The organism is Flavobacterium fluviatile (genome assembly GCF_010645065.1).
GTDB classification, from domain to species: domain Bacteria; phylum Bacteroidota; class Bacteroidia; order Flavobacteriales; family Flavobacteriaceae; genus Flavobacterium; species Flavobacterium fluviatile.
The window spans coordinates 1-13369 of the sequence record NZ_JAADZW010000042.1; the positions used below are offsets into that span (position 1 = coordinate 1).

10 protein-coding genes are annotated in these 13369 nt (G+C 36.5%); 4 read left to right on the forward strand and 6 right to left on the reverse strand.

Translation table 11 applies throughout. From position 1 onward, the window contains the following. The 3 genes from GXM17_RS20690 to GXM17_RS20700 form a co-directional block, all read left to right on the forward strand. Positions 1-4448: T9SS type B sorting domain-containing protein (locus GXM17_RS20690; RefSeq protein ID WP_163401422.1), on the forward strand; the 4448-nt coding region annotated here is incomplete at its 5' end. A 31-nt stretch (positions 4449-4479) separates the two neighbouring features. Further along, positions 4480-5403 carry a PorP/SprF family type IX secretion system membrane protein gene (locus GXM17_RS20695; RefSeq protein ID WP_163401423.1) on the forward strand — a complete coding sequence of 308 codons (924 nt, stop codon included), beginning with the start codon at positions 4480-4482 and terminating at the stop codon, positions 5401-5403. Between the two features lie 11 nt (positions 5404-5414). Further along, positions 5415-7343 (forward strand): OmpA family protein, encoded by a 1929-nt coding sequence (locus GXM17_RS20700; RefSeq protein ID WP_163401424.1) that lies wholly within the window; start codon positions 5415-5417, stop codon positions 7341-7343. An 863-nt stretch (positions 7344-8206) separates the two neighbouring features. Here GXM17_RS20700 and GXM17_RS20705 read toward each other — a convergent pair. The 6 genes from GXM17_RS20705 to GXM17_RS20730 all read right to left on the reverse strand — a co-directional run bounded on the left by GXM17_RS20705 (position 8207) and on the right by GXM17_RS20730 (position 12761). Next, a complete protein-coding gene (locus GXM17_RS20705; RefSeq protein ID WP_163401425.1) occupies positions 8207-8719 on the reverse strand; it encodes a hypothetical protein in 513 nt (170 codons plus the stop codon). Between the two features lie 71 nt (positions 8720-8790). Further along, positions 8791-9684: an NmrA family NAD(P)-binding protein gene (locus tag GXM17_RS20710; protein ID WP_163401426.1), complete on the reverse strand. Its 894-nt coding sequence runs from the start codon at positions 9682-9684 to the stop codon at positions 8791-8793. Between the two features lie 218 nt (positions 9685-9902). Further along, a complete protein-coding gene (locus GXM17_RS20715) occupies positions 9903-10070 on the reverse strand; it encodes a hypothetical protein (RefSeq protein ID WP_163401427.1) in 168 nt (55 codons plus the stop codon). A gap of 405 nt (positions 10071-10475) precedes the next feature. After that, positions 10476-10799 (reverse strand): pirin family protein, encoded by a 324-nt coding sequence (locus GXM17_RS21685; RefSeq protein ID WP_341872916.1) that lies wholly within the window; start codon positions 10797-10799, stop codon positions 10476-10478. 124 nt (positions 10800-10923) lie between these two features. Further along, the gene (locus tag GXM17_RS20725; RefSeq protein ID WP_163401428.1) at positions 10924-11865 is read right to left on the reverse strand and encodes an NADP-dependent oxidoreductase; all 942 of its coding nucleotides are present in this window, start codon (positions 11863-11865) and stop codon (positions 10924-10926) included. Positions 11866-12038: 173 nt separating this feature from the next. After that, the gene (locus tag GXM17_RS20730) at positions 12039-12761 is read right to left on the reverse strand and encodes a helix-turn-helix domain-containing protein (protein ID WP_163401429.1); all 723 of its coding nucleotides are present in this window, start codon (positions 12759-12761) and stop codon (positions 12039-12041) included. Positions 12762-13059: 298 nt separating this feature from the next. On the opposite strand from GXM17_RS20730, the gene GXM17_RS20735 reads away from it, so the two are divergent. Further along, entirely contained in the window at positions 13060-13335 is a 276-nt protein-coding gene (locus GXM17_RS20735) for a transposase (RefSeq protein WP_163401430.1), read from the forward strand. Positions 13336-13369 lie beyond the last annotated feature (34 nt).

Consider the following 13369-nt stretch of genomic DNA (forward strand, 5'->3'; position numbering starts at 1 on the left):
TGCTTCCTTCAGGATATACTTTCAATGGATTTACCGTTTCAACCGGAACTTATATTCCGGCAACGGGTGTTTGGACTATTGGTAATTTAATCAATGGAGCTTCAGAAACATTGCAAATAACCGCTACAGTCAACCCAACGGGAACCTATTTGAATACTGCCGAAGTTACAGCAAGCGATCTTCCGGATCCGAACTCAACTCCTGCAAATGGAGATACAACTGAAAACGACTACGCAGAAGCGACAACCGCTCCAATACAACAATCTGCCGATTTATCATTGACCAAAACGGTGAGCAATGCAACGCCGGTTGTAGGATCTGAGGTAACCTTCAGTGTGAATGTAACCAACAATGGCCCTCAGGATACTTCGGGTGTGAGCGTTACCGATCAGCTTCCTTCGGGTTATACGTATGTGTCCTACACTGCAACGGCAGGAACTTACGACACAGCAACGGGTGTATGGACAGTAGGTTCTTTAGTAAATACGGCTACCCAGACCCTGCAGATAACCGCTACAGTCAACCCAACAGGAACCTATTTGAATACTGCCGAAGTTACAGCAAGCGATCTTCCGGATCCAAACTCGACGCCTGCAAATGGAGATACGACTGAAAACGACTACGCAGAAGCGACAACCGCTCCAATACAACAATCTTCCGATTTATCATTGACCAAAACGGTGAGCAATGCTACTCCTTTGGTGGGTTCTGAGGTGACTTTCGAAATAGTAGTTGCCAATAACGGTCCGCAGGACAATACCGGTGTTCAGGTGACTGACTTGCTTCCTTCAGGATATACTTTCAATGGATTTACCGTTTCAACCGGAACTTATATTCCGGCAACGGGTGTTTGGACTGTTGGCAATTTAATGAATGGAGCTTCAGAAACATTACAGATAACCGCTACAGTCAACGCAACCGGAACATACCTAAACACTGCCGAAGTAACGGCAAGCGATCTTCCGGATCCGGATTCAACACCAAATAATAGTGTCGTTCTTGAAGATGATTACGCAACAGCTGTAACTATTCCGATACAACAATCTTCAGATTTATCATTGGCCAAAACGGTGAGCAATGCAACTCCTTTGGTGGGTTCTGAGGTAACTTTCGAAATAGTAGTTGCCAATAACGGTCCGCAGGACAATACCGGTGTTCAGGTGACTGACTTGCTTCCTTCAGGATATACTTTCAATGGATTTACCGTTTCAACCGGAACTTATATTCCGGCAACCGGTGTTTGGACAATTGGTAATTTAATCAATGGAGCTTCAGAAACATTACAAATAACCGCTACAGTCAACCCAACGGGAACCTATTTGAATACTGCCGAAGTTACGGCGAGCGATCTTCCGGATCCGGATTCCACACCAAATAATAGTGTCGTTCTTGAAGATGATTACGCAACAGCTGTAACTATTCCGATACAACAATCTTCAGATTTATCATTGACCAAAACGGTGAGCAATGCAACACCTTTGGTGGGTTCTGAGGTGACTTTTGAAATAATAGTTGCCAATAATGGTCCGCAGGACAATACAGGTGTTCAGGTGACTGACTTGCTTCCTTCAGGATATACTTTCAATGGATTTACCGTTTCAACCGGAACTTATATTCCGGCAACGGGTGTTTGGACAATTGGCAATTTAATCAATGGAGCTTCAGAAACATTACAAATAACCGCCAAGGTCAACCCAACCGGAACATACCTAAACACTGCTGAAGTTACGGCGAGCGATCTTCCGGATCCGGATTCCACACCAAATAATAGTGTCGTTCTTGAAGATGATTACGCAACGGCTGCTACAACACCAATTATGCAGGCAGCAAACTTATCTCTTACGAAAACTGTTAATAATACAACGCCATTAGTAGGTTCTGTTGTTACTTTCGAAATCATAGTAACCAACAGTGGTCCTCAAAACACGGCTGCTGTAAGAGTAAATGACGTCTTGCCTAACGGCTTTACTTACAATAGCTTTACGGCTACAAAAGGGACTTATAATGCTTCAACTGGTGTTTGGAATATCGGTTCTTTAATAAATGGTGATTCACAAACACTACAAATAACGGCCACAGTGAACTCAACTGGAAATTACACCAATATTGCGGAAGTTACAGGAAGCAGTCTGCCAGATCCGAATTCTACTCCAAATAACGGAATTACAACTGAAGATGATTATGCAAGTGTAACCGTAACTCCAGTTCAGGCATTAGCAGATTTATCCCTTGTAAAAACAGTGGTTGGCGGTAATTTAAATCCAGTATTTGGTTCAACCATTACATTCGAAATAACTGTTCAAAACAGCGGACCGCAAGCAGCGAGCGGAGTTAGCGTTATTGACTTATTGCCTAATGGATTTGAATACAATGTTTACAGCTCAACTACAGGACAATATTCTGATATAACCGGAATATGGAGTATTGGAACTATTGCAAGTGGTGAGTCTGAATCGTTGTTAATTTCTGCAAACGTTAATAATACTGGTAATTATCAAAATACTGCCGAAGTTTATTCTTCTGCCGTAGCAGACCCTGATTCAGCTCCAAATAATGGAATTGCAACCGAGGATGATATTTCTTCTGTAACTATTACTCCTGTTTCTGCAATAGCCGACCTGTCTATTGAGAAAAAAGTAGTCAACGATATACTGACTCCTGCTGTAGGATCACAAATTACTTTCTCAGTCATTGTAACGAATTCAGGACCTGGAATAGCAACAGGAGTTACTGTAAAAGATATACTGCCGGCCGGATATGAATATAACTTCTTTAATTCAACATCAGGCAGCTACAACCCTGTATCTGGTATATGGAATCCAAATGTTATTTTGCCTGGCAATAGTCATACTTTATTATTAAATGTATATGTAAAAAATCCAACTGGTATAACAGATGAATATTTAAATTCAGCCGAAATAATGACTTCAGATCAATTAGACTCTGACAGTACTCCAGGGAACGGCATTAGTACAGAAGATGATTACGATAGTATTGCAGTTACACCAGTAATTGTAACGGCAGATTTATCAATCAAAAAGAAAACCCTTAGTGGCAATACAACATTTGATGTAGGCGGAAATATAATTTTTGAACTCACCGTTACTAATGACGGCCCTGATGATGCTACCGGCGTACAGGTAAAAGATTTACTTCCGGCAGGATTCAGGTATCTCACTTATACATCTACAATTGGTATTTACAATTATGTTACCGGTATCTGGAACGTGGGAAGCATAAATTCGGGTACATCGCAAACACTTCAATTGTATTACCAGGTAAATGCTCCTTCAGGCAGCAGTGGTGAGTACACTAATATAACTGAAATAACAGCAAGTAATCTTCCTGATCCGGATTCAACTCCAAATAACGGAGTAATTTCTGAAGACGATTACGACAGTATTACTATAAATGTAAATGTTGCCGATTTAAGTCTTGATAAAACTGTTAGCAATAAAAATGCAAACGTAGACGAAACAGTAACCTTTACGCTGTACATCGGAAATGATGGACCGGCTACAGCTACAGGAGTCGCAATAGAAGACAATATTCCGCTGGGTTACCGAAACATCTCTAATATAACCAATGGAGGAATATTTAGTTTAAATACTATAAGATGGGTTAATTTAACTATTCCTGTTGGAGGTCTAAGTCTAACCTACAACGCTACCGCAGTAAACCCATATAGTCTCGAAAGTTCAGATTATATAAATATCGCCCAGGTGACAGCCAGCAATCAGTTTGATCCGGATTCAACTCCAAATAACGACAATGGAGACCAGAGCGAAGATGATGAAGATTCTGAATTCATAAATATTCCATCAACTGATATTGCAATAACCAAAGATGTTGACAAAACAGATGTTCCGATGGGCAGTGAAGTTGTTTTCTCAATAACCGCAGAAAATATCGGAAACCTTACTGCTACAAATGTAGAAGTTCAGGATATTTTGCCAAAAGGATATTCTTTAAACAGCTATACAACATCATCAGGTGTTTACAATAGTGCAACAGGAATCTGGACAATACCTGTTATAAATGCTGGAAGTGCCCAGATATTAACAATTAATGCAAAAGTTATTGACTTTAATGACTATCTAAATAAGGCTCATCTTGTAAAATTAGATCAGATTGATACTAATTCATCAAACAATGAAGATGATGCAACAGTTTCTCCAAATTGTTTGAAAATTTACAATGAATTTTCTCCAAATGATGATGGACAAAACGACACGTTCTATATAGACTGTATCACACAGTATCCTGACAACGAACTTAGCGTGTTTAACCGTTGGGGAGATTTAGTCTATTTTAGAAAAGGATATGACAACTCTTGGGACGGAAAAGCAGAAGGATCTGCAAAAACACTTCCGGAAGGCACCTATTTCTATATCCTTGATCTCGGAAACGGTTCTCCAAAAACATCTGGATGGCTTTACTTAAGATAAAATTAAGAACAACCCAAATAAAGAATTGGCTATGATTCAAAATATAAAAAAGGTTTTTACAATTATTTCAATGCTGTCAGTATTTTGTGCTTTTGCACAACAGGAACCTCAGTATACTCAATATATGTATAATACACTGACTGTAAACTCTGCCTATGCCGGTTCTCTGGGACATTTAGCCATAACGGGAATATACAGGACCCAGTGGGTAGGTATTGAAGGAGCCCCGGATACGCAATCGCTTACTATTGATTCACCGGTGGGGAAAAATGTCGGACTTGGTTTATCTATAGTAAGTGAAGAAATAGGACCTTCTGAAGAGCAATATGTTGATGCAAACTTCTCCTATACAATTCAGTCCGGAGAAACTCATCAGTTATCTTTCGGTATAAAAGGGGGAGGGCGTGTTCTAAATATTGACTGGTCAAAAGGAAGTTATAAAGATCCTGATGTTCAGTTTAGGGAAAACATAACCAATAAATTTCTGCCTGTGTTAGGGGCAGGTTTGTACTGGCATGGTGAAAGGGATTATATTGGGTTATCTGTTCCTAATTTTATGACAAAAGAACGTTATCAGTATGACGATATCGCAGAAGATCTCATTAATGAAAGAATACACGTTTACCTGATTGGCGGGATTGTTTTTGATCTTTCTGCACATACAAAATTCAAACCCGCAACAATGGTTAAATACGTTGCCGGAGCTCCTTTAATTGCAGATTTTTCGGCCAATTTCATGTTCAATAATGCTATCACACTAGGAGCATCATATCGAACAGGGGACTCGGTTAGCTTTTTGGCATCATTGCAAATAACACCACAAATACTTGTTGGGTATACATACGATTATACTACTACCGAATTACAAAATTATAATAATGGGACACACGAAATAATGCTCCGTTTTGAATTAATTTCACGCAAAAAAGGATTGAAATCTCCTAGATTCTTTTAATACTGTTTTATATGAAAAAAAGAATTTTAATACTCGTTTTATTAGCCATACAAGCAGTTCAGTCGCAAACTAAAGACAAAACTGCCGATGCACTATTTGATAAAATGAATTATGTAGAAGCTGCAAAGCTGTATGAAATTTTAATTAAAAATGGTGACACATCAAAAGAGATTTTACAGCGTGCCGGTGACGCTCATTATTTTAATACTCAAATGCAGCGGGCAAACCAATGGTATGCTAAATTACTCGCAGACTATCCTAATGACGTCTCTCCCGAATATTATTATCGTTATGCACAGTCATTACAAGGAGTCCAGAATTATGATCTGGCTAAAAAATGGATGAAAACTTATTCTGAAAAACAAAAATCAACCGATTCTAAAGCACAAAATTTTTCTCAAAAAGAGATAACTATCGAAGATATAAAAAACATAAAACCTCAGTTTGTACTTGAAAATCTTGATATAAATTCAGCATACTCCGATTTTGGGCCGATGTTTTACAAAGGAAATTTAGTGTATTCAACAACTGTCGATTCTTCTTACCTTAAAACTGAAAAATATGGATGGAACGATCAGCCTTTTTTAAACTTACAGCTTGGTATAATTAGTGCTTCTCAATCTAATGTTACATTTAAAGAGCGTTTTGCAAAAGACATAACTACGCAATATCATGAAGCCTGTGTCGCTTTTTCTCCCGACGAAAAAACCATTTATTTTACACGGAATAATTACAACGGAAAACTCAAAAGAGACAATAAAGGCGTTAATAATTTAAAAATCTATTCTGCAAAAGCCGAAGAAAATAGTGATGGTACTGTACGGTGGGGGAATGTAACTGAACTCCCTTTTAACAGTGATGATTATTCTGTTGGACAGCCTTCGGTAAGCAAAGACGGAAAAAAACTCTATTTTGTATCTGATATGCCCGGCACTATTGGTCTGACAGATATTTTTGTAGTCGATATTATAGGAGAAAACCAATACTCTAATCCGAAAAATTTGGGAGAAAAAATTAACACCAGCGGACGCGAAATGTTTCCGTTTATAACTGATAAAGCAATCTATTTTGCTTCTGATGGTTTTCTTGGACTGGGTGGGCTCGATGTTTTTGAAAGTAAATTTAAAGATGATGTTTTTAACTCACCAAATAATTTAGGAGCACCATTAAACAGTAACAGAGATGATTTTGGTTATATCATAAATGAAGAGACCAATAAAGGTTTTGTATGTTCTAACCGAAAAACCGGAAAGGGAGATGATGATATTTATTCTTTTGAAAGAAGCTGCGTACAAAGTATTGATGGATATGTGTTTGATGCAATTTCGACCAATAGAATTTCGGGAGCAATGGTGACACTTAGGAATCAGGAAAACCAAAAAATAGAAGAAACAGTTTCTAAAATTGATGGCAGATTTGAATTTAATTCCAATATTGACTGTAATACCCCTTATACCATTGAAGCTGCAAAAGATAAATATACAGCCAATACAAAAACGGTTTTTACGCCTCAAAGTTCAGGAATTACTAATGTTCCTATCGGACTTGACCCTGCTCTTGTAGAACGTAATAACGGAATTTTGAAAATAAAAATAGGTATTATATACTTTGATTTAGACAAATCAAACATTCGATACGATTCTGCAATAGAGTTAAACAAAGTGGTCTTATTGATGACACAATACCCAACTGTGGTTATCAAAATTGAGTCCCATACCGATTCAAGGGCGAGAGACGATTATAATTTACAACTTTCAGACCGAAGAGCCAAATCCACCCGGGATTATATAATTTCGCAGGGAATTGCACCGGACCGAATAGAAAGCGCGATAGGTTATGGAGAAACTCAGCTATTGAACAATTGTTCGAATGGGATTCCCTGTACCGAAGCACAACACCAGATAAACAGACGAAGTGAATTTATTATAACGAAAATATAATTTTTGAGAACACTTAATGATTTGACAAAATCAGTCAGATAATTTAATAAAAGTTTATTGGAATTCGTTTCAATAACTCTTTTATATTTATAACTATCCGAATGTATTGGTATTTGTTACTGCAAGAATTATCAAATGCCGATTGAGGACTGTATAGTGTTTTTATATCTGCCAATGGGAGCTTTGGGAAAAGATGCCAATTATCAGCATTATGCACACAGATAATTGGCCAGATTAGAACTAATGGAAAAAAGGTTCAGGCAACCGGTTATGCTTACAAACTTTTTGGGATAGTATCTTCAATATTCTGCTCAACACAATAACTTTCAATTACTAGTCAGTCTTAAACTATTTTGATAACAGAAGCACTAATGCTTCGGCAGAAATGAAATTCATGAACTCCTTTGAAATTAAATTAAAAGAATGTGAATATTCATTCAATGCAAAAATAAAAGCTTCCAGAGCAAAATTCAGAGGAGTTTAGAAATGTAGAATTCTTCCTTTTTAGGCTAACAAATATTTATGCTTAATTTGATCCATCATTTTTCAGAGCAGGTACACCGATAGGTACAGTTTATTGTAAAAGCAGAAAAACCTTTAAATCGTGAGATCTAAGGTTTTTGTTTTTTGAATATTTCTTTCGAAATCTCAACTTGGTACACCCATAGGTACAGTGTAAATTTGACTCTCAATAGTTATCTTTAAAAGTATGAAAATTAATAAATGGAATAGATTTTAAACTTTTTTTTTAGCTCGGGGGGAGTTATATGAAATAGAAAAAGCTATTTTTTTTATTCTCTATCTATTATGGGATCACTGTAGTATACTATTAAATTATAAATAAAAAATCCCTTTTCTTTACTTCAATTTGAATATATTGTATCTTTAATATTATTGTATTTCACACGTCTTTTTACAGAAATTTCAGTGTCATTTTGATTAGTATTGAACCCAATTTGAGATTTTGGAGCATATTGATGGATTACATTTATCAAGTTTTCAAATAGGAGGAAATTATCGGGCAATGTACGGATGCCTGCCCCAATCAATACTAAATTGTATTGATCATTCCTTAATTTATCTTTTACAGTTTTTTCTGCAGTCATCCCCAAATCAACTAAGCACCACTCTGTATCATAACCCGCAGTAATAAGTTTTTGCTTTTGTGTTTCCAAAGTGGCACTCAATTCCTTCTCTGTTACAAAGTTAATTTTTGTAAAGTCTAATTTTTTGGGGTCAATTCCCACGAGCAATACTTTTTTTGATTTTGAACTGCTGAAAACTTCATTTAATTTTTGCGGTTTTGAAATTGAGCAGGACAATAAAAGTAAACTGCATATCACTGCAAATCCAAAGGACTTTAGTATAGTATTCATCTAATTTAATTTTTATAAGTTATATATAAAATGCATTCTTTCTACAGATTGATATGCATTTTTTTAGTGTATTAAGTATTGTAAACTGCGGCATAAACTTCTTTTACAAACTCTTCTGCTGTGGTTGGAGTGGTGGCGGCTTGATTTCTTTTTTGATAATTGAATATGCCTTCTTTGATACCACTAGCCATTCCCAGCAAATTATCTACAAAATCTTCAGTAAATCCATTGCCTAAAAAGATTTGTTTAGCCTGCTCAAAAGGAATTTGAACATATTGTAAATCTGGAATTCCAACCGCTTTACCGGCAATTTTGGTAAACTCTCTCATCGTGTAGTTGCGGGGTCCCATAACGGCATGGATACTTTTGCCTTCAAAATCAAGATCTGCCAGATGTCCAGCTGCAATTTTTGCAACATCTTTTGTGGCAACCATCGGAATTGAATGGTCTCCATCTGCAGCAGTCCCATTTATGCCCTTATTTTTTACCAGAGCAATTGTTCTTAAAAAGTTTTCCATAAAATACGCTGAACGGACATGCAGTACATTTACATCTCTTAATTGATTTAATCGCACTTCCTGTTCTCCTGTTCCTCCCATTATTCCGTTTCCTTCGTGCATATGAGAACCCAGACTGCTCATGTTTACAATATGTTTTATGCCGGACTTTTCAATAGCTCTAATGAAATTTCCTGTCACCAGTCTTTGATAGCTTCTTGTATTTTCGGCCTTGACATTATCCGGCAGAATAAGAAAAGCACTGTCTGCGTTCCTAAAAGCATTGGTAAGAATTTCTACATCATTAACATCGCCGGAAATGATTTCTGCGCCCATGCTTTGAAATTTTTTCAATCTTTCAATATTTCTGGCAATAAGAGTTACGTCGTGCCCATCACTTAAAAGGTTTTCTGAAATTTTGCTTCCAACAGTTCCTGTTGCTCCAAGTATTACTATTTTTCGTTTCATTTTTTTCATTTTTAAATTTTGATTATTGTCTTTAAGATTTCCAGATGCTGCCATTTTTCAAATTTCCGGTTTCAAGGTCATTCTTGATTATTTCGAGAGCACTTTTTAGAACTGAACGAAGCGCCTTGATAAGCACTAACTTTACAACAATTCTTGCAAAGAAATTGGCAGGGACTGCACGATATGTTCATTCGATCCTTGTGTGCGGATCCCCTAAATCAGTGAACTGCCATTTGTGTTATTACAGCATTGCCGCGAAAAATGTGGGTCAGGTTTATGGGGACTATATAGTTGAATGCTCTGTCTATTGAGGAATTTAACGTCATTACGATAGCCACTTCTGGATTTTTTTTGAAACCTTTTATCTCTTTACTTGGTGGTGTCATTTTTAATAATTTTAGAGGTTGATATTTATATTACAAAGATGCCGGGATCAGCGATGGGAAACTTGTATCAAATCACTGTTCTTATTTTAATTCAAATTATTACAGGAGATTTCCGCTGTACATTCCTTCGTCATAGTGACTAGCATCAGGCTCAGTGATGAACAGTATTATATCACTGGTGTCTACAGCCGAAATGTCGGATTTTCATTTTCAATTATTGAACTTTCTCCTGTATTTAAAAGTATTCTGTCATTTACATTTATGGCTCCATCAACTACATAAAATAGAAATACCGCGTTTAGTGAGAAAGGTTCGGGTAAAAAGATTTCTTCGCCCTTTTCTACCGTATATCCATAAGTCAGGTATTACTTCTAATCTGAAGCGGGTAATCTTTCCCTTTTCCTGTTATTTTTCGCCATTGATTGATGCTGTATATTTCCGGTAGATCGTGAACTGAATCAGTGAACGCAGGTTGCTTTTTTCTGGTCTGATAAATATCTGCAGCCCATTGAGAATACCTCCTTCTTCCAAAACCAATTCCTCATGGAAGAAACTTTTCCCAGCATTCATCATCATCAGTCGGCAGTTAGGAATAATGTCTGTATGTACTTCCGAATCAAGGTGTTTTACCATGCCTCTTCGCAGGTAAGTCAAAATCTCATCGTTCCTATGCTGATGCATTGGAATAAGCGTGCCTGGCGTTATACGTGCCTGATCTATCCTGCCTATGGTTGAAAACCTGTATCACCCAAATGAGGTTTGATAAGGCCAGGATATAAGATCTGTATTCCAGATCCTTGATCCTGTCTGCCGTATTTAAGGGTATTGTCAATTTTAGTTATCATAATCTTGATTATATTTCTATGGCAATCTTTCCAATATATCCGCCTTTTTCTGCATATTGATACGCCTCTATATATTGCTCGAAAGAAAAAACTTTGTGAACCTCGATATCAACACCTTTCTTTACTGCATTTAATAAAATATTAGTGTAATTTGTACCAGGGCTTGAAAGAACAACAACGTGCTTTTTAGCTGTAAAAAGGTTTTTTAAAAGTGAAAGAGGAATTTCAATTGGCTGGGGAGTCGGGTTAAGAAAAAGAGATTTAGTGTTCATGATGGCTTTAGCATTTTTGTACCCCATTTTACCTGATAAATCGATGACGATATCGTAAGTTGTTTTTTGTAAAAGAACATTTTCCTTTGTGTAGTCTATTACCTTATTGGCACCCCATTTTTCAGCATATTCTATTCCTTTACTGCTTGTGACAGCAGTAACATCTGCGCCGTACTGTTTTAGTAACTGGAGTAAAAACGTTCCGAAACCGCCCGTAGCGCCATTAACCAAAATCGTTGTCTGCGGATTAATTTTCCCCATTTTCTCGATTGCAGTAACAGCGGCTGTTCCAACTACAGGAATAGAAGCTGCTTGAGAGAAACTAATTTTCTCAGGTTTTTTCCAAACCAGATAAGAAGGGACGGCAACATATTCTGATGAAGCTCCTTCTTTCATCAGATTTTTTACTACTCCAAAAACTTCATCTCCAATTTTGAATCCGTTGACAGAAGATCCGGTATCTTCAATGATACCTGCAAAATCTGCCCCTGTATTCTTTGGAAACTTTGATCCGGACATTAATTTCATTTCTCCTTTTCTAATTTTCCAGTCCATTGGATTGATAGAAAATGCTTTTACTCTCACCAGTACCTGGTTTGATTGTACTGAAGGTTTTGCTTGTTCTGAAATTTGCAGAACATCTGTATTTCCAAAATTGTTGTAAGCTATTGCTTTCATGTCTTAAATTTTTAATTGTTTCATTTTGATAAGACAAAGTTGCATATAACCTGCCGGGCAGACTTGTATCAAATCACTATTGTGATCAGCAAAGCATAAATAGAAAATCTGCGAAATAAAAAAAGGGTATGAGCACTGTGCTGATACCCTTTGGTAATTATATTATGTAAAATTTAGTAAATCTGTATTAAATCACTGTTGAATTTTAAAGCTTTAGGCGGCATTCCGAACATTTTATACATATACTTGTTCAGCTGGGGAAGATCATAAAAGCCAGTATCATAAGCAATATCAGTAAGGCTTTTTTCTTTATCTGTAAGAGCGATATAGACTGCCTGACGCATCCTTGTCCACAATAAATATTTTGACAGACTGCTGCCAGTCTGCTGTTTAAAAAGAGCAGCAAGACGTGATGGAGAGAGAAAAACAATATCAGCAAAGGTCTGAGGTGTTATGTCTGATTTAAAGTAATTCTCTTTAATATAGGCCACTATTTTAATGACTCTTTCATCATAATCTACAGCGGGTAATTTTGAAAGCAGGGCATCCAGTAAGACATTAATGTTAAGACTGTTTTTTGGAGTATAAAAAAAAGCATTGATTTCTAATGGAGAATCAAAAATTACAGCTTCTTCATTTTCTTTAAATCTGCCTGATAATTCTAAACCAATACTGGAATAAGGTTCTATGTTCAAAACGTTTAATGTTCCTTTTTCGGCAATGCAGTGATGGCTTACATTGGGCTTTATCAAAAAGCCGTGGATATGCTCATATAACTTCCCATTAATTGTTGAAGTAAAGGCTGTGTCGTTGGATAAGACAATCTGGTACGCGGAATGATGATGGATCTCGACAGTAAGATTGCGGGCCTGAAGTGCAAGGATAAAAGGGTTCATATTCTGTACATAATAGAAGTCTAAAATTATTTAAAAAAAAATTACACTATATGTTTTTTACATTAAATTATGCGGGGCTTAAATTTTAATATAATTTATGGAGGTATAGCTTGTAGCGATTATTTAAAGATTGGATTATAAACTGGCAAAGCTAATTTTTTAAACTAAATGTAATATATAAATTTTGGTTTAGTGCATAAAATATGATTATACTGTAGAATAACGCACATCTAAGCAAATGCGCTAAATGTGAGTTGTTTTTCTGATAAGGTTATTAATTATGCACCTGGTTTGACGATTGTCTTTACTGTTTGAACTATATCCTGATATTGAAAAAGGATATAATTTAACTCAGGAGCTTCGTGGTATTTTTGAGAATACAACCGATAAACTTATTGCTTTTGCCAAACTTGCCAAATGGCATGAAAAAGTAAATCAAATCGGATTTAAGTCTTTTGGCACTATCTCTCGAACAATTATAAATCATTATCAAACCATATTGAACTATTTTGACAACAGAAGCACTAATGCTGGGTCAAGAACAAAACTTGGGGAGGAATTGAAGATTTCCTAACTTAGCCATCAAATTAATACTCTTTGGAAAATTA

Bases quoted from the DNA above. Each gene is read 5' to 3' on its own strand.
- GXM17_RS20730 (WP_163401429.1), bottom strand. From the start codon at position 12,761: ATGAACCCTTTTATCCTTGCACTTCAGGCCCGCAATCTTACTGTCGAG.
- GXM17_RS20700 (WP_163401424.1), top strand. From the start codon at position 5,415: ATGAAAAAAAGAATTTTAATACTCGTTTTATTAGCCATACAAGCAGTT.
- GXM17_RS20695 (WP_163401423.1), top strand. From the start codon at position 4,480: ATGATTCAAAATATAAAAAAGGTTTTTACAATTATTTCAATGCTGTCA.
- GXM17_RS20705 (WP_163401425.1), bottom strand. From the start codon at position 8,719: ATGAATACTATACTAAAGTCCTTTGGATTTGCAGTGATATGCAGTTTA.
- GXM17_RS20715 (WP_163401427.1), bottom strand. From the start codon at position 10,070: ATGACACCACCAAGTAAAGAGATAAAAGGTTTCAAAAAAAATCCAGAA.
- GXM17_RS20710 (WP_163401426.1), bottom strand. From the start codon at position 9,684: ATGAAACGAAAAATAGTAATACTTGGAGCAACAGGAACTGTTGGAAGC.
- GXM17_RS20725 (WP_163401428.1), bottom strand. From the start codon at position 11,865: ATGAAAGCAATAGCTTACAACAATTTTGGAAATACAGATGTTCTGCAA.